The organism is Bradyrhizobium sp. ERR14 (assembly GCF_014198235.1).
In the GTDB taxonomy this organism is placed as follows: domain Bacteria; phylum Pseudomonadota; class Alphaproteobacteria; order Rhizobiales; family Xanthobacteraceae; genus Bradyrhizobium.
In genome coordinates, this window is the sequence record NZ_JACIHD010000004.1 from 272,030 (window position 1) to 288,860 (window position 16,831).

13 protein-coding genes, 2 tRNA genes and 1 pseudogene are annotated in these 16,831 nt (G+C 64.5%); 8 read left to right on the top strand and 8 right to left on the bottom strand.

Features of this window, described 5'->3' with window-relative positions:
- Positions 1 to 53: 53 nt before the first annotated feature.
- Positions 54 to 1,940 carry a CHASE2 domain-containing protein gene (locus GGD62_RS14550; protein ID WP_183708884.1) on the bottom strand — a complete coding sequence of 629 codons (1,887 nt, stop codon included), beginning with the start codon at positions 1,938 to 1,940 and terminating at the stop codon, positions 54 to 56.
- A 76-nt stretch (positions 1,941 to 2,016) separates the two neighbouring features.
- Positions 2,017 to 2,535, bottom strand: a complete 519-nt coding sequence (locus GGD62_RS14555) for a FecR domain-containing protein (RefSeq protein ID WP_183708885.1) — start codon at positions 2,533 to 2,535, stop codon at positions 2,017 to 2,019.
- Positions 2,536 to 3,198: 663 nt separating this feature from the next.
- On the opposite strand from GGD62_RS14555, the gene GGD62_RS14560 reads away from it, so the two are divergent.
- The gene (locus GGD62_RS14560; protein ID WP_183708886.1) at positions 3,199 to 4,290 is read left to right on the top strand and encodes a DUF2778 domain-containing protein; all 1,092 of its coding nucleotides are present in this window, start codon (positions 3,199 to 3,201) and stop codon (positions 4,288 to 4,290) included.
- 30 nt (positions 4,291 to 4,320) lie between these two features.
- Here GGD62_RS14560 and GGD62_RS14565 read toward each other — a convergent pair whose 3' ends face one another.
- The 3 genes and pseudogenes from GGD62_RS14565 to GGD62_RS14575 all read right to left on the bottom strand — a co-directional run bounded on the left by GGD62_RS14565 (position 4,321) and on the right by GGD62_RS14575 (position 7,009).
- Complete coding sequence (locus tag GGD62_RS14565) at positions 4,321 to 5,670, bottom strand: caspase family protein (RefSeq protein WP_183708887.1); 1,350 nt, start codon at positions 5,668 to 5,670, stop codon at positions 4,321 to 4,323.
- Between the two features lie 111 nt (positions 5,671 to 5,781).
- Positions 5,782 to 6,411, bottom strand: coding sequence for a glutathione binding-like protein (locus tag GGD62_RS14570; RefSeq protein WP_183708888.1), 630 nt, complete (start codon positions 6,409 to 6,411; stop codon positions 5,782 to 5,784).
- A gap of 11 nt (positions 6,412 to 6,422) precedes the next feature.
- Positions 6,423 to 7,009, bottom strand: a pseudogene (locus GGD62_RS14575) (cysteine hydrolase family protein).
- Between the two features lie 131 nt (positions 7,010 to 7,140).
- Here GGD62_RS14575 and GGD62_RS14580 point away from each other — a divergent pair.
- The 5 genes from GGD62_RS14580 to lepB all read left to right on the top strand — a co-directional run bounded on the left by GGD62_RS14580 (position 7,141) and on the right by lepB (position 10,720).
- Entirely contained in the window at positions 7,141 to 7,980 is an 840-nt protein-coding gene (locus GGD62_RS14580) for a LysR family transcriptional regulator (RefSeq protein ID WP_183261590.1), read from the top strand.
- A gap of 188 nt (positions 7,981 to 8,168) precedes the next feature.
- Positions 8,169 to 8,240, top strand: a tRNA-Leu gene (locus GGD62_RS14585).
- 7 nt (positions 8,241 to 8,247) lie between these two features.
- A tRNA-Lys gene (locus GGD62_RS14590) sits at positions 8,248 to 8,313 on the top strand.
- A gap of 332 nt (positions 8,314 to 8,645) precedes the next feature.
- A complete protein-coding gene (locus tag GGD62_RS14595; protein WP_183708889.1) occupies positions 8,646 to 9,809 on the top strand; it encodes a slipin family protein in 1,164 nt (387 codons plus the stop codon).
- Positions 9,810 to 9,970: 161 nt separating this feature from the next.
- Positions 9,971 to 10,720 (top strand): signal peptidase I, encoded by a 750-nt coding sequence (lepB, locus tag GGD62_RS14600; protein ID WP_183708890.1) that lies wholly within the window; start codon positions 9,971 to 9,973, stop codon positions 10,718 to 10,720.
- A gap of 196 nt (positions 10,721 to 10,916) precedes the next feature.
- On the opposite strand, the gene groL is transcribed toward lepB, so the two are convergent.
- Positions 10,917 to 12,557 carry a chaperonin GroEL gene (gene groL / locus GGD62_RS14605; RefSeq protein WP_092259181.1) on the bottom strand — a complete coding sequence of 547 codons (1,641 nt, stop codon included), beginning with the start codon at positions 12,555 to 12,557 and terminating at the stop codon, positions 10,917 to 10,919.
- 47 nt (positions 12,558 to 12,604) lie between these two features.
- The gene (locus tag GGD62_RS14610; protein ID WP_018322058.1) at positions 12,605 to 12,919 is read right to left on the bottom strand and encodes a co-chaperone GroES; all 315 of its coding nucleotides are present in this window, start codon (positions 12,917 to 12,919) and stop codon (positions 12,605 to 12,607) included.
- A gap of 379 nt (positions 12,920 to 13,298) precedes the next feature.
- Between GGD62_RS14610 and GGD62_RS14615 the strand changes: the two genes are divergently transcribed.
- A complete protein-coding gene (locus tag GGD62_RS14615; RefSeq protein WP_028141201.1) occupies positions 13,299 to 13,586 on the top strand; it encodes an usg protein in 288 nt (95 codons plus the stop codon).
- A gap of 201 nt (positions 13,587 to 13,787) precedes the next feature.
- Here the strand turns inward: GGD62_RS14615 and GGD62_RS14620 are convergent, their stop codons facing one another.
- On the bottom strand, positions 13,788 to 15,917 hold the full coding sequence (locus tag GGD62_RS14620; RefSeq protein ID WP_183708891.1) for a glycosyltransferase family 41 protein: 2,130 nt from the start codon (positions 15,915 to 15,917) through the stop codon (positions 13,788 to 13,790).
- A 219-nt stretch (positions 15,918 to 16,136) separates the two neighbouring features.
- Here GGD62_RS14620 and GGD62_RS14625 point away from each other — a divergent pair, with 219 nt between their 5' ends.
- Positions 16,137 to 16,664 (top strand): cupin domain-containing protein, encoded by a 528-nt coding sequence (locus tag GGD62_RS14625; RefSeq protein ID WP_018322061.1) that lies wholly within the window; start codon positions 16,137 to 16,139, stop codon positions 16,662 to 16,664.
- Positions 16,665 to 16,831 lie beyond the last annotated feature (167 nt).

A 16,831-nucleotide genomic window follows, 5' to 3' on the forward strand; every position in this document is an offset into this window, starting at 1 on the left:
TGTGTCCCGGTGTTCGCCGGGACGACAACGGAGTGTTCGGCGGGGCCGACGCCTCAGTCGATCGCCTCGGCCTTGGCCGCGGCCTGCTTGGGCCCGTCCCGGTCGCGCCAGAACCACACGGTCACGACCCCGGAGCGGCCACGGACCTGGGCGAGCAGGGGGCCCGACAGGACGCCGTCGGGAGCGCCTTGGAAGTCGGCCGTATCCAGCAGCGCATTGCTGAGGGCGAGTCGTGCATCGTTCCGGACGGCGACTTCCATCAGCCGGCTCGCGACGTTGACTGTGTCGCCTGTCGCCGTGATGTGTTGGTGGGTTTCGCCGAGGCGGGAGGCGACGATCTCGCCGAAATGCGCGCCGATCTTGAAGCCGAGCTGACCGCCGATCGCTGACGGCCGCGAGGCGATCCAGTGTTCGACACCGCGATGCAGGTCGATCGCGCATTTGAGCGCGCGCGCGGCGTCATCGGGCATCGCGGCCGGCAGACCGAACAGGATCATGGCGCCGTCGCCGAGAAAGCCGGTGATCATGCCGCCGCAATCGACCGCGGCCTTGTCGATCCGCGCGTGAAACGCCTGCAGGATCTCCTGAAGCGCGTCCGGATCGATCCGTTCGCTCAAGGACGTGAAACCGGAGAGATCGATGAAGACGATTGCGGCGTCTTGCCGGACCGGCTTGGACAGGAAATTCGGATCGCGCGCCAGCCATTCCTGCACGGCCGGTGCCTGGAATTGTGCGAGAGACCTGCTCTTGGCGGCGAGATATTGCGTGCGGCGGCCCCCGGCCCACAGCTGCACACCGGCAAAGATCGCAACCGGCGGCACCGCGGCGGCGAGCGTGGTTGCCGCGTTCAGCCAGACGCCATGCGTGAACGCGTACGTGTTGAGGCCGGCCCAGGCGATCATCACCGCGGCCGCCGCCATGATGCCGAGCGCGCTGCGCCGCCAGGCCAGCAGGCCGACCAGCAGCATCGGCAGCAGGATCGCAGCGAGCGCGTCGGCAATATGGACCCTGTGGTCGCGCACGATGCCGTCGCCGGCAACGAGATGGGTAATCGCTGTCGAGACCACCTCGACGCCGGGCATCAGGGAATCGAACGGTGTCGGGTAGAAGTCGCCGCCGCCGGCGACCGAGGCGCCGATCACGACGATCCGGTTCTCGATCGCGGCGCGATTGAGCGTGCCGTCGAAAATGCTCTGCGCGCTCACGGTGCGGATGGTGCGGCGCGGACCGTAATAGGTGATCGGCAGCGCGAAGTCGGAATCGGTCGGCACGGCGCGGTCGCCGAGCATGAGATGATCAGGAGCGATCGTCAGCGGCTTGTCGAGCGCGCGCGTCGCGACGCGCAACGGGAACGACAGCTCGACCTTGTCGCGGGTCCGAAACAGCATCGGCACCGAGAGCGGCGAGCCCGATTGGCCCGTCGCGACATTGACGATGCCGACCTCGGCGTGGTCAGCGAACGCAGGCAGCGGCAGCAGGAAACGTTCGGCTTGCGGCAGCACGGCGAGGGGACCTGCGCTGCCGGGCGCCACGTTTTCGCTGGCGGAAGGGAAGATCGCAGCGGCGGCGAGCACCATGGGCCCGGTGGCGAGCGTGTTTGCCAGCGTGGCGTCGCCGATCGCAGCGCTGCGGTCGACCAGCAGGAGATCGATCGCGACGACCTTCGGCTTGAACTGCACGATGGTGTCGACAACGCGGGCGAGATCGGCGCGCGGCAGCGGATAGCTGCCGCCGCGCTTCACCACGGTGTCGTCGATCGCGACGATGGTGACGAGATCGGGCGGACGCTGCACCCCGCGGACCTGGGTTCGCCAATCGGTCAGCGTTGCTTCGAGGCGGTCGAGAAAGCGCAGATGGCCGCCGGCGTGCGCGGCAAAGATGCCCGCGCCCCACAGCGCGGTGAGGGCGAGTGCCACCAGGATTTGAACGCGTCTCGTCATTGCGTCGTACTGCAATCTTCTTTTTCTTCGGGGCCTGTGGGCCGAGGTCTATTGACCAGGTCTTATTGACCAAGCCTCATTGACCAAGCCTTGCCATGAGAGCGTCGATGCGCGGCTGGCCCCACTGCTTCACCGTCAAAGGTCCGGTCGCTTCCACGTCGACGCCTTGGCCGGGGCCAAGCACGACGCCGCGCCCACGAGCCCTGCGGTTGACGCCGACACGGCCGTCGGCGACGAAGACTGAGGTCTTGGCCTCAGCGACATCGACGGCCCATCTGGTGCCGCGCACCGCGGCAATCGCCTGCGGCGTCAGCACCTTGAAGGGATTGCCGCCCGGCTTCCTGGGCACTTCGACCAGCAGGGCTTTGCTGCTCAACTCAACGGAGTCAATATGTCCGTCGCGGTTGGCGTCCTTTAGTTCAAATCTGGCGCCACTTTCCGCAACGATGGTGATGCCGTTGTCGCAGCGCCAGGTCTGCGTGCCCGCGGCCGAGGCCGACGATGTGCAAGCTATGTTGGCAGGCTGCGCGGCTGCGTATCCCATCAACAACGACGACGCCAGAGCAAGATACCCGGCGCGCGCGAACCCTCTCATGCCAGCCTCCGTTTGCATGCCCGGCACAATTCAAGGCGATGTTGATACGGTACCGTATCACACGCAGAGGCTGCTGAAAAGTGCCGCTCTACCAGCTATTTTCTTGGCTCGGCCTTTTCCAGAGCGGTGCGATCAACTTTCGGTCAGGGCGCGGTCGCCGTGTGAGCGGTCCGAGCTCGCTGTGTGATGTGCGTGATCTTGCCTGCCGTTCTCGTGTCACCCACGCGCTGGCGGGAAGGCCAGTGGGACCAGCCCCGCGCAACGTTTCCCCGCTATCTTCCGGGTATCGAAAGCCACGAAAACGACTTGGTTGGGTGGCCCTAGAGAGGCGGCCGGAGAGGTCCGCTGAATGCGCCGAACCGGCCGAGAATTATGGTTAACAGACGCGCCTAAGCCCGTAGTTCTGCGGGCTTTTTTCTCAGAATGAGACAGCCTTAACGAGTCGCCGCACATCTGCCCGAACTTAATCCGCATTTAACTAAAAGTCGCCTTAATGACGCTCCGACCCTCTGCGAGATGCTGGTCCCGGATCGTGACCAGCGGCACTTTGAAGGGGGACTGAGTGACACCGTCCTGGACGCAAGGCGAATGAGTACGAGTATCGCTGCGCATAGTAACGCGGCACGGAAGTCCAAGAATTCTCTTCGGAAGTCTTCCCGGAAAATGACCACGACCAATTGGCTTGGCGCCGCGGCTATCGGCTGCGTCGTGATGGGCGCCGGCTGGACCATCTACAGCAACGTCTTCGGCGCGAGCGTCTATCCGACCGTCGGCGGCATCGGCTACGACGAGCCGGTGATCAAGCGTGCGCCCAAGGTAGCGCTGCGCGAGGCTGGCGACGCCATCAAGGAAGCTTTTGCGCTCCTGCCTGACCGGTTGCAGGTCGCCGCCCCGATCTCGCGCGAGATGTTCAACGAGCGCTTTGCTGCCGCTGCGACCCAAGGCGTGGCATCGAACGCGGCCAGCGCGGCGCCGGCGACCCAGGTTGCGGTGGCCAAGGACGCGCCGAAGCAGAGCGTGATCGCGAAGGTCGCGGAAGCACTGAAGCCGTCGGCCCCGGCCAAAATTGCTGAGAAGACCGCTGACAAGACCGGGGACAAGGCCAAGCGCGCGCCGGATGCCCAGATGCAGCTCGCCTCGACCGATCCGGCCCAGATCGTGCCGGCACCGGAAGCGAAGAAGTCGTTCGCCGATCGCGCCAAGGCCGCGGTGATGTCGATCACCGGTCCGCGGCAGTCGATGGTCGAAAAACTCTGGGGCAAGCGCGAGCCGTCCGGCGGGCTGCTGGCCTACGCCTCGGCCGATGCCAGCGTGACCGCCTCCATCGCGCCGAAGGAGCAGAACCCGATGTTCGGCGGCGCGCCGCCCTATGAGCGTGACACCGCGGTCTACGACATCACTGCCAAGACAGTGTATCTGCCCGACGGCACCAAGCTCGAGGCGCATTCCGGCCTCGGCTCCAGTCTCGACGATCCGCGCTCGCAGCGCACCCGCATGCGCGGCGTGACGCCGCCGCACATCTACACGCTGAAGCCGCGCGAGGCGCTGTTCCACGGCGTGCCCGCGCTGCGCCTGACCCCGATCGGCGGCGAGAGCGCGATCTACGGCCGCGACGGTTTGCTCGCGCACACTTACATGCTCGGACCGAACGGCGATTCCAACGGCTGCGTGTCGTTCAAGGACTATTACGCGTTCCTCGACGCCTACCGCAACAAGGGCATCCGCAAGCTCGCGGTGCTGGCGCGGGTGGAGTGAGGCGCTGCGCGTCTCACGCTTTCTGCACGATCAGCGTTTGACGAAAACCAGGTTGCAGGCGCGCGCCTCGTTGCGCTTGCCGCTGCCGCGGGTGCGATCGAACTGCGCGTCGACCGTAAAGGCGTAAGGCGAGCCGGGCGCAAGGTTGTTGAGGGTGTACGCGCTTGCCCCTGTTGTGCCGCGCGCGCTCAACGTCGTCTTGCCGTCGGCCGGGATCTGGCCGTCGATCTCCAGGCGGTTGACGCCGTCCTTGCTCTGGGCCTCGGCGTGAAACACACCGTTGGTCACGGTGCCGGCGAGGGGCCTGGTGAAGCCCTGCGCCTTGCCGGAAGCCGGGCAGTTCAGCGTCACGTCCCAGCTGCCGTCGAAGTCCTTGCTGCCGCCGGCGCGGGTGTTGGTCGCAGGCGCCAGCGCCACCTTTTGCTTCAGGCCCTCGATCCGCGCCTTGGCGAGACTGGCGAAGCTGCAACTGGAAAATCGCGTCAGATGGTCCTCGAAGGCGCTGGCGGTGCCGATGGTGTCGGCAGCCTTCCAGTGCGCCTCCGCGGATGCGCAAGGGTCGGCCCGCGGCGCGACTTGCGGAGCCCCTGGTGCGATCGTGACCGACACCGGCCCGTTCAGGTAGAACTTGCCGATGATCGACAGCGACAGCTCCGGCAGCTGCGTCTTGCCGCTGGCATCATAGACGTCGCTGCTGATGTCGCGAAACACATCGCCGATCTCCTGCGGCTCTTCGATGTGCTTGAGGAACGCGGTCGTGTAGGGGCTGTTGCGGCCGACGCCGTCCGCCGCGGTCTGCCCCGATTGCGTCGAGAACGACACGATCGTGCCGCGCGGCGCTTCGACCTTCGACAGGCCGCGCCCGATCGAGGCGGCCCGCGTCGCTGAGCGTTTGAGAGTTTCCGCCAGCGGATTGTCGCGGCAGGAATCGAGCACCAGGATGCGCAGGTTCTTGGCTTGCTGCAGGTCGTTCACGATGTCGTCGACCCGCACGAAACGCTTGAGGTCGGCCTCATCGGTCAGCGTGGCGTCGACAGGCATCAGATAGTTCACGCCGTTGTACTGCATCGCATGGCCGCTGTAATAGAATATGGCGACGTCAGCTCTGCTCGCGGCGCGCGCGAAGCGGATGGTCAGATCCTGCATGTCGGCCTGGCGCAGGTCGATGCCCTGGATCACCTCGAAGCCGCTGCGTTTGAGCGAGGCCGCGACGTCCTCGGCATCGTGTGACGGGTTGGGCAGCTGCGCCGTCGAGTTATAGGCGCCGTTGCCGATCACCAGTGCCACCCGCGTGTCCGCAGATGCAGTGTCGGGAGACAGCCAGCCGGCGAGGAGGGCCAGGCAAAATAAAGATGAGCACAATCTGGAAAGAGCACGCATAAATGCCTTCCAAGAAAATATCGAAAAATATCCGTCCAGATTAGCGCATGCCGCGCCGACTTCAATGCCTTCCCCTGGAAAACGCTCGGATTTTGCGACCGTGACGTCCGGTCACGCTGCCATCGCCTTGCGCAGGGCCATCTCGGTCGCAATCGCTTCACGCACGGCCGGCCGCGCCTGCATGCGCCCGAGATAGGCTGACAAGGACGGCCATTGCGCGATGTCGACGCCTGCGGGACGGAGCAGCAGCAAGGCCCAGGTGAGGTGGGCATCCGCGACGGTGAAGCTGTCACCGACGAGGAATTCGCGCTCCGCCAGATGCGCCGACGGCACCGACAATGTCTGCGCGATTCTGGCGCGCGGCTTGGCGAGCGAGCCGTCGTCCTTGTACCAGAAGGTCGGAAACAGGAACGCCTTGTGGATCTCGGCGCCGATGAAGCTCAGCCATTCCTGCAGGCGATAGCGATCGGGATCGCCGAACGCCGGCGCAAGGCCCGCCGTCGGCTTTACGTCTGCGATGTATTGCAGCACCGCCGCGCTCTCGGTCAGCCGTTCGCCGTTCTCCAGCACCAGGACCGGCACCGCGCCCTTCGGCGACACGCCGAGGAAATCGCTGCCGTCGTCCACGACCTGCTTGGTCCAGATATGGGCAAGGTGATACTGCGCCTCGATACCGGCCTCCATCAGCGCGATGCGACTCGAGAGCGAGCAGGCCATCGGAAAGAAATAGAGTTGCAGCATCGGATGCTCCGTCAAATCAGCGCATCGCTGCGCGCGATGATCGCGAAGCGGTCCGAGAGCTCGGCCAGCGCGACCTCGTGAATCGTCCGGGCGTCCAGTGTGCCGCCGCGGCCGTCCGGCAGGTCGCGAGTGGCGCAGGCATCGGCCGCGATCGTCGTTCGCAGGCCGAGATCGAGCGCGGCGCGGGCGGTCGAGGAGATGCACATGTGGGTCATGAAGCCGGCCAGCACGATGTTCTTGCATCCGGTCGCGGCAAGCCGGGCTTGCAGATCGGTGCCGGCGAATGAGTTCGGCAGCGCTTTCTCGACCACGGGCTCGCCTGCTTGCGGCGTCAGGCGATCGACGATCGCGCCGCCTCGCGGTCGAACAGGCCGCCGGCGCGGCCCTTGTGCGCGACATGGATGATCGCAGCGCCGCTCTCCCGTGCCCGCGCCAAGAGGCGCGCCGCCGCGGCGATCGCCGGCTGTGCATCGGGAAGGGCCAACGGGCCGGCGCAATATTCGTTCTGGATGTCGATCAGCACGAGGCAGGCCTCGTTGAGCTTCGGCGGATTGAGATCGGCGCCGGCGAGTTCGAGCAGGGTCTTGGGAGCGGTCATGCTGGTCAGGCCTTCCAGGGAGATCGGATGGCGTCCACATTAGCGCAGCATGGGCCTGCCATTGTGCAGGACTATTGCAGCTTACGGCTGCAGATTTGCAGGGCACGGCATCGCCTGCTAGGCTTGCCCGGATGAACTGGGACGATCTGCGCATCATTGCCGCGGTGAGGGACGAGGGCACCTATGCCGGCGCCAGCGCGCGGCTGCGCATCGACGAGACCACCGTCGGCCGCCGGCTCGCACGCATTCAGCGCGATCTCGGGGTCCTGCTGTTCGATGCCGTGGACGGCCAGCGCCGTCCGACGCGCCATTGCGAGGCGGTGCTCGAGCATGTCGGCGCGATGGCCGCCCATGTCGCGGCGATCGATCGCATCAAGGAGAGCCAGCCCGGCCCGGTCGGCCGTCTGCGCATCGCCTCGACCAACGCGGTCGCCGAAGAGTTGTTGGCGCCGCACGCGAGCAGCTTCCTGCGCGATCATCCCGGCCTGACCCTGCAATTCCTGACCTCCAGCGGCAACGTCAAATTCTCGCGCTGGCAGGCCGACCTCGCCATTCGCCTGCGCAAGCCGGAGAAGGGCGACTTCACCATCTCCAAGCTCGGCGATGTCAGGCTGTATTTCTTCGAGCCCGCCGACCGTGCCGGCGGCGAGCCGGTCGCCTGCATCTATCCCGATGAGCTCGACACCATTCCCGAACAGCAGTTCTTGCGCGCGAAGCGGCTGACGAACGTTCGCTGCATCACCGACAACGTCCGCATCATCAGGACCATGATCCAGTCGCATCAGGCCGTCGGCGTGTTGCCCGAACACAGCTGCGAAGGCCTGCTCGCCGACCGCAGCCTGCGCGCGACGCTGCTGCCGAGGCGGCGCGACGTCTGGCTGCTGGTGCAGAACCACCTCAAGCGCGATCCGGCGACACGCGTGACGATCGACTGGGTGAGGGCGTGTTTCCAGGACATCGCGCGCCCCTGACGTCACGACGCGCTGTGATCATCGCGTCACAGTGCGCATGGTGCGACGAAAAATCCTGAACTGCCCCCTTGCAACCCGAACGTGCCTCGTCTATTAGCCCGCTCCTTCGCTAGGCCATGTGTCCGGGCTCTCTGAGATCCCGGCTGGCGCGATCCGGTCTCCGGTCTCGTGTTCCGCCGAATGAAGACGCAGGATGTAGCTCATGGAGAGCACCGGAGTAAAATCCGGAGGCATCGGTTCGATTCCGATTTCTTGTACCAACCAAAGGATAGCTCAGTGGTAGAGCAGATGACGTTTAATCATCGTGACGCGGGTTCGAATCCCGCTCCAGCGCTACGGGTCAGCCTGAAAAACTGACACCTCTGACGAGGACCGGACGCGCGCTTCAGTCGCAGTCCGGCCGTTTTGCCGCAAGGCTTTCCGTCCGAACCTAGACACTGTGAGACCGGCTTTGCGCCGCGGGTAGATACCGCTTGCGTTGATGCCGGGTGGCTCCGCTCGGCCGCGCGACACCCGTCGCGCGATCGCGCGCGTGCGCCCGTCGTCATGCGAGCTCAAGCCTCGGCCCGTCGATCTCTCAGGAAGCGTCGTCCGCGTCCTCAATCCTTTGCAAACGAAACCTGTTGTCCGGCATCCGGCCGGACGCAAAACGATGGAGGCGTGCCATGACTTCGAACAAGGGCTGGCATTTGCTGATGCTGAACGTGACGGTCAAGGATGGCGAGCTGGCGTTGCTGACGCGCAACGGGCAGCTCGTGCGCGTGCTCGCGCCCGGCAGGCACCGTCTGTTCGATCCCCTGCACGAGCTCAAGGCCGAGGTGCTCGATGTGGTCCGCAGCGAATTCTCTGCGGATCGCTACGCGGTGCTGAAGGCCGCACGGCCTGATCTGGCCGCCGAGCTGTTCGAGGCGGTCGAGACCAAGGCGGACGAGATCGCCATCGTCAGCCTCGACGGCCGGCCCGTGCATCTGATGACGCCCTGGCAGGTGCGCGTCTACTGGAAGGTCGCAACGAGCGTCGATGTCGAGCGCATCGATGTGTCCAGCGATGTCAGGGTTGGCGCGCGGCATCTGGCCATGATCGAGCGTAACCGCTCGGCCGTGACGTCGGAGACGGTGGTCGAGAACCACGAGGCGGGCCTGCTCTATGTCGAGGGCCGGCTCGTGGAGCGGCTCGTGCCCGGCCGGCACGCCTTCTGGACCGTCGGCCGCAAGATCGAGGTGAAGCGCCTCGACCTGCGGCCTCAGGCGGTCGAGATCACCGCGCAGGAGATGCTGACCAAGGATCGCATCGCGCTGCGGGTGACGCTGACGGCGTTCCGTAAGGTGGTCGATCCCGAGCGGACGGTTGCGACCGTGCCCGACGTGGATGCGTGGCTGTACCGCCTGGTGCAGTTCGCGATCCGCGAAGCGGTGGCGGGCCGGACGCTGGACGAGGTGCTGTCCGCGAAGGCGGCGCTGGATGCGGAGCTGCGCGACTATGTGCGGGCACGCGTCGCGGAGTCCGGTGTCGAGGTCACAGAGCTCGGCGTCAAGGACGTGATCCTGCCCGGCGAGATCCGGGAGCTGGTGAACAAGGTGGTGGAGGCGGAGCGGGTCGCCAAGGCGAACCTGATCCGCCGCCAGGAGGAGACCGCGGCGACGCGTTCGCTTCTGAACACCGCCCGCCTGATGGAGGAGAACCCCCTGCTGCTGCGGCTCAAGGAGCTGGAGTCGCTGGAGCGGCTGGTCGAGAAGGTCGGCCGCATCGACCTCCACGCCGGCAACGGCGAGGGCCTCGATGCTCTCCTGACCCGGCTCGTGCGCCTCAAGGCGCCCGAGAGTGCGTAAAACCGAAGGGCCGCCCACGGGCGGCCCTTCACATATCCGTCGTCGTCGCTTGCAATGAACGCGGAGTCGCGCCTGTGCGACCAAAATCACGGAAGTGGGATTGCACGCGCGCGAAGGTTGCGTAATCTCGCGATGACTATGGGTTTGATCAGGGCAGGCGCATGACGATTCTTCAGGACACCATCCGGCCGCCGACGGCGCGATCGCGGGAGTGGAAGGTGATCATCATCCTGATCCTGCTGGTCCCGGTGCTGTGGTCCCCGCTGATCCTGTTTCGCTTCGTCCTCTATCAGCCGTTCAGCATCCCCTCCAATTCGATGGCGCCGACGTTGATGGTCGGTGACTACGTCTTCGCCGCGAAATATGCCTATGGCTACGGCCGCTACTCCTTTCCCTTCGCGCCATCCTGGATCTCGGGCCGCGTCTTCGCCGCCAACCCGGAATACGGCGACATCGTCGTGTTTCGTACGCCGAAGGATACCTCGGCCGACTACGTCAAACGCGTGGTCGGGCTGCCCGGCGACCGCATCCAGATGCGGCACGGCCAGCTCATCCTCAACGACCGGCCAGTGACGCGCGTCGCGCTCGAGGACGGGCTCGCCGACAACGCCTGCGGTGGGGATGGCGGCGTCAGGGTCAAGCGTTGGCGCGAGACGCTGCCGAGCGGCGCGTCCTATGTCACCAACGACTGCCTCGACAACGCTTTCCTCGACAACACCAACGTCTTCACGGTGCCGCCGGGCCATTTCTTCGTGCTCGGCGACAACCGCGACAATTCCACCGACAGCCGCATGATGTCGGCGTTCGGTTTCGTGCCGATGGACAATCTCGTCGGCAAGGTGACGCGGATCTTCTGGTCGCTCGACGAAGATGGCGAGCCGCGCATGGAGCGGTTGGGGAAGGTGGAGTGAGGCTCGGAATGACGGAGGTTCGTAGCCCGGATGGAGCGCAAGCGTAATCCGGGAAGGCTGCCTGCGTCGCACGAGATGTCCCGGATTGCGCTTCGTTCCATCCGGGCTACGAGCCGCCGTTCCGCGAGAACGTCCGTCCCAAACAAAAACCCCGGCATCGCTGCCGGGGTTTCGTAGTTCTTGAGGTGGTTGGACCTTAGAAGTCCATGCCGCCCATGCCGCCGCCCGGGGGCATCGCGGGACCGGCGCCGCCCTTCTTGGGCAGCTCGGCGACCATGGCTTCCGTGGTGATCAGCAGGGCCGCAACCGAGGCAGCGTTCTGGATCGCGGTACGGACCACCTTGGTCGGGTCGATGATGCCCTTCTTGACGAGGTCGGCATATTCGCCGGTCTGGGAGTCGAAGCCGTAATTGTAGGCCTTGTTCTCCAGGATCTTGCCGACGATCACCGAGCCGTCTTCACCGGCGTTGATCGCGATCTGGCGAGCGGGAGCGGACAGCGCCTTGCGCACGATCTCGACGCCGGTCTTCTGGTCGTCGTTCTTGGTGCGCAGGCCCTTGAGCTGCTCGGAGGCACGGAGCAGAGCGACGCCGCCGCCCGGAACGATGCCTTCTTCCACAGCCGCGCGGGTCGCATGCATCGCGTCATCAACGCGATCCTTGCGCTCCTTCACCTCGACCTCGGTCGCGCCGCCGACGCGGATCACCGCGACGCCGCCCGCGAGCTTGGCGAGACGCTCCTGGAGCTTCTCACGGTCGTAGTCCGAGGTGGTCTCCTCGATCTGCGCCTTGATCTGGGCCACGCGCGCCTCGATGTCGGCCTTCTTGCCGGCGCCGTTGACGATCGTGGTGTTCTCCTTGTCGATCATCACCTTCTTGGCGCGACCGAGCATGTTGAGCGTGACGTTCTCGAGCTTGATGCCGAGATCTTCCGAGATCGCCTGGCCGCCGGTCAGGATCGCGATGTCCTGCAGCATGGCCTTGCGGCGATCGCCGAAGCCCGGAGCCTTGACGGCCGCGACCTTCAGGCCGCCGCGCAGGCGGTTCACGACCAGGGTCGCGAGCGCTTCGCCTTCGACGTCCTCGGCGACGATGACCAGCGGCTTGCCGGTCTGCACCACGGCCTCGAGCAGCGGCAGCAGCTCGTTCAGCGAGGAGAGCTTCTTCTCGTTGATGAGGATGTAGGCGTCGTCCATCTCAACGCGCATCTTGTCGGCGTTGGTGACGAAGTAGGGCGAGATGTAGCCGCGGTCGAACTGCATGCCCTCGACGACGTCGAGCTCGGTCTCGAGCGACTTGGCTTCCTCGACGGTGATGACACCCTCGTTGCCGACCTTCTTCATGGCGTCGGAGAGGAACTTGCCGATCTCCTGGTCGCCGTTCGCCGAGATGGTGCCGACCTGGGCGATCTCGTCGTTCGAGGTGACCTTCTTGGAGTTCTTCTGGAGGTCCGCAACCACGGCTTCGACAGCGAGGTCGATACCACGCTTCAGGTCCATCGGGTTCATGCCGGCGGCGACCGACTTGGCGCCTTCCTTCACGATCGCCTGGGCCAGCACGGTGGCGGTGGTGGTGCCGTCGCCGGCCGCGTCAGCGGACTTGGAGGCGACTTCGCGCACCATCTGCGCGCCCATGTTCTCGAACTTGTCCTCGAGCTCGATCTCCTTGGCGACGGTGACGCCGTCCTTGGTGATGCGGGGTGCGCCGAACGACTTGTCGAGGACGACGTTGCGGCCCTTCGGGCCGAGCGTGACCTTCACCGCGTTGGCGAGAACGTCGACGCCGCGCAGCATCTTGTCGCGCGCTTCAACCGAGAATTTGACTTCTTTGGCTGCCATCTGGAATTTTCCTTGGATAATGTTTGACTGGAGGGAAAGAGAGGCTCTTAGGCCGCCTTCTTCTTGGAAGCGGGGACGTCGAGAACGCCCATGATGTCGCTTTCCTTCATGATCAGCAGGTCTTGGCTGTCGATCTTGACTTCAGTGCCGGACCACTTGCCGAACAGCACGCGGTCGCCGACCTTCAGGTCGATCGGGATCAGCTTGCCGGCTTCGTCGCGGCCACCGGGGCCGACGGCGACGACTTCGCCCTGCGAGGGCTTTTCCTTGGCCGTGTCGGGAATGATGATGCCGCCAGCGGTCTTCTCTTCTGCGTCGATGCGCTTGACCACGACGCGGTCGTGAAGCGGACGGAATTTCATGCAGTCCTCCTAAGCATTTGCTCAGATTGATGTTTCAAGGGATGTTAGCAGTCGATGCCCGCGAGTGCTAGCACGAGCGAAGCTGAAATAGGACAGGAATTTTGTGGGAGCAAGGGCTTCTAGCAGAAAAATCAGCACCCGGAAGCGCGGACTGCCAGAATCTCTCTTCCATCGTTAACCGAGGCCGGGTCCGTATTAGCACGGTGCCGCCTCTGCTGCTAACGCATTGAATTTCAACAGCTTGTTAAACTTTTGGGCTTGAGATGGGTTGTCAGTTTGCGTCACATTTCTCTCATGTGAGCGCATCAGTACCGGGTGGCTCGTCAGGCGCACACCGACCAGGCCGCCCCTTGAATGCGCTCCTGCAAAGGAGGTTGGCATGGGCGTACGGAGTGGGGGCGTTTCCGAGGACTTCCGGAAACAGCTTCTAGGTTACGGGCTGACGACGGCGCAGATCCTCTACCGGATGCCGGATCATCCTTCGCTGCTCCAGACCTACGTCTGGCAGAACTACGACATGTTTCCGAAATTCCCGGCGCTGAAGGATTTCCTGGCCTTCTGGCAGGAAAAGCTCGACGGTCCCCTCCATTCGGTCACCGTCGCGCACTCCAAGCTGATCAAGCCGGCCGAGCTGCGCGCCGTGGATGGCGTGTTCCGGCTGCATTGAGGCGCACACCGGTCCCGTAGGGTGGGCAAAGGCGCTTAAGCGCCGTGCCCACCATCTCTCCATGATCGCGCACGGAAGGTGGGCATGCTTCCGCCTTCGCTCTTCGAGCTACGGCGGACAAGTCGCTTTGCCTACCCTACGATATCTCCGTTGCAGCTGCGCCGGGCGAACGCGCTATTCCCGTGATCACCTGAGGGGCGATCAGGCGCCGTCGCCGCAATAGCGTCTCCACATCGCGCGATAGGCCTCGTCGACCGCTCGCCCGTATGAGACGGGGTTGCTGGCGGCTGCGGCCCGGATCTTGTCGGGCAGCTCGCGGCGCAACCTGTCGAGCTCGCTGATCTCAGAGCCTCGGCGCGTTGCGATTTCGATATACGCCTCATGGCTGTCGGTGACCCAGTCCGGCAAACCGAGTGCCGTGAGGATGGAGCCGGCAGCACGGCTGGGCAGGCTGTTGCCGAGCTTCGCCACCACCGGCACGCCCATCTGCAAGGCTTCCCATGTGCTGACGCCGCCATTCTGCGGGAACGGGTCGAGGCAGATATCGACGCGATTGAACGATGCCAGATGTTCACTTCGCAAGGTGGCGCCGAGCAGATCGACACGTTCGGCCGGCAATCCGCAAGCCTCGAACCGGGCGAGCAAATTTTCGCGGACCAGCTGGTCGTCCAAGGCAACATCCTTGATCAGCAGTCGCGAGCCCGGCACCCGCTCGAGAATCCTGGACCAGACCTGCGCTGCCTCGTCCGAAATCTTGCTGATGCGGTTGAAGACGCCGAAGGTGACGAAACCGTTCGAGATCACCGGCGTTGGTGCCCGCGGAATCTCGGTCGGCAGCGACGCCAGCGTCACGAAGCACGGCAGGTCGACAATGGTCTCGGCAAACAGATGCCGAACCTCGTGAGGAATCGCGACCGGATCCGACATCAGATAATCGATCGTCGGCAGCCCGGTGCCGGTGCCGTGGCCCCAGCCATGCACCTGGATCGGTGCCGGCTTGCGCGCGAACACGCCGAGGCGGTTACCTCTGGTATGGCCGGACAGATCGATCAGGATGTCGATGCCGTCGGCGCGGATCTCGGCGGCGAGGCGATCTTCGGTCCATTGCGAGGCGTCGCGCCAGCGATCGGCGATCCCCTGAAATTCGCCGGTCGTCGCATCCACTTTCGACGAACAAGCGTAGCACACGACCTCGAACTGTGCCCGGTCATGGTGTTGGAGCACCGGCTTGAAAATCAACGCGGCCGAATGCGCGTTGAAATCCGACGAGACATAACCGAGCACCAGACGGCGATCCGGATCGCGGCTGTTGTCATGCGGTCTCGCCGCGCCTGAAGCGATTTTCGCGCCAACACGCTCCCACCACACCTGACGAGCCTGCTGATGCCGTTCAACGGTGGCGTCCCCCGCAAAATCGAGCGTGAATATCTTGTTGGAGATCGCGCTCTGCAGGTCAGGCTGGATGTCGAGGGCTCTGTCGAAACTGGCGAGGGCCTCATTGACCCGGCCAAGTCCGGCGAGGCAAAGACCCAGCACCAGGTGAGCTTGAATGGAATCTGGATCGATCGCGAGCGCCTGCTGGCAGTCGTGGGATGCGTGGGCAATTTGCTGGATCTGGAGCAGGACACTGGCCCGCGCGAGCCACCCATTCGCGTCGTCGGGTGCCAGCGCAATCGCCTGATTGCCGTCTGCCAGCGCTTCGTCAAATCGCTGAAGTTCCCGTAAAGCCGTGGCACGGTTTGCAAGCGCCGCGGCATAGTCAGGCTTGATCGACAGCGCGCGGTTCAAGCTTGCGACGGCCTCGTCGTAATTGCGCTGACGGCACAGCGCCCAACCCCGGCCGTTGTGGGCTTCGGCAAGGCTCGCGTTGAGTGCGATCGCTTTGTCGTAGCTATGGAGCGCCTCCTCGTGAAGATCGAGGGCCACGCTCGCGTTACCGAGATTGGAGAGGGTTGCGGCGTGGTTGGGCCGCAAGGCGAGGGACTTTCGATAGCTCGCGCAGGCCTCGTCGTGACGCCGCAGCCCGTTGAGCGCGACGCCCAGCCTCATATGAGCATCGGCAGATTGCGGATCCACGGCGACCGCTCGGCTCAGCAGGATTTCGGCTTGCTGAAAGTTTTTGGCATCAGACTCCAAAGCGCCGAGCATGTGCAGCGCCATGAATTGGTTGGGCGCGAGCTGCAGGAGTTGCCGATAGGCAGCCTGGGCCTCGGCGAGAAGCCCCATCTTGTGGAGCTGGAGCGCATGCCCGAGCAACGGCAGCACTTCGGCTTTTTGCCGTTTCTGAAGCCGGGCATTTTGAAATGCACGCTGACCTACGCTGTTGCCCATGGCTTCAATCCCCCAGAATCTCTCTTCGAGATTAATTCAGCGAGAGAACGAATACGAGACGACGGCCGTTCGCCACGACAGCTTGGGACAAGCTACGACCGATCGGGTCATCGAGCCGCCAGCCTCGCGCCCGGCAATTGCCGCCTCATCCAAGACTGGATAATCTGTGCTCGGGTTGTACCCGTCCGGCGGGCGCGGCTCAGATCAGGGAGGCAGACAATGGCCAAGCAAAAGGCATCAAGACCCGCAACGAAGACCGCAGTGAAGAAGCGGAGCGGCGCCAAAGCGGCGGCGCGATCCTCGGCACGCAAGGCGGTGAAGGCGAAGGCCCGCACCGCCGCGCCGAAGAAGCCGGCGCGGCCCAGGCAGCGCATCGCGATCAGCCATCACCGCGAGGAAGACTTCAAGGCCGATGGCCTGCGCGCTTACGCGAAATACCGCGACCTCGGCATCGCCGACGCAAGCCACGGCCTCGCGCAAGCGCACGTGATCCGGCTGCAAGGTCCTTGCGATCCGGCCGAGGTGTCGAAGCTGCATTTTCACGACGTCGACTTCCAGATGGTCTACGTGCTCAAGGGCTGGGTGAAGACCTATATGGACGGGCAGGGCGAGACCTTGATGAAGGAAGGCAGCGCGTGGACCCAGCCCCCGAAGATCAAGCACATGATCCTGGATTATTCGGATGACGTCGAATTGCTGGAGGTGATCCTGCCGGCTGAGTTCAAGACGGTGGAGTTGAAGGCGTAGGCCGATCTGTCTCCTTTGTCATTGCGATGAAGGTTCGTAGCCCGGATGGAGCGAAGCGCAATCCGGGGCCGCTGCCTGCGACGACGCAGACCTTCCCGGATTGCGCTGCGCTCCATCCGGGCTACAGGACCCTCGCTGCCTCCAGCCCCACCACCGCCCATCAAACA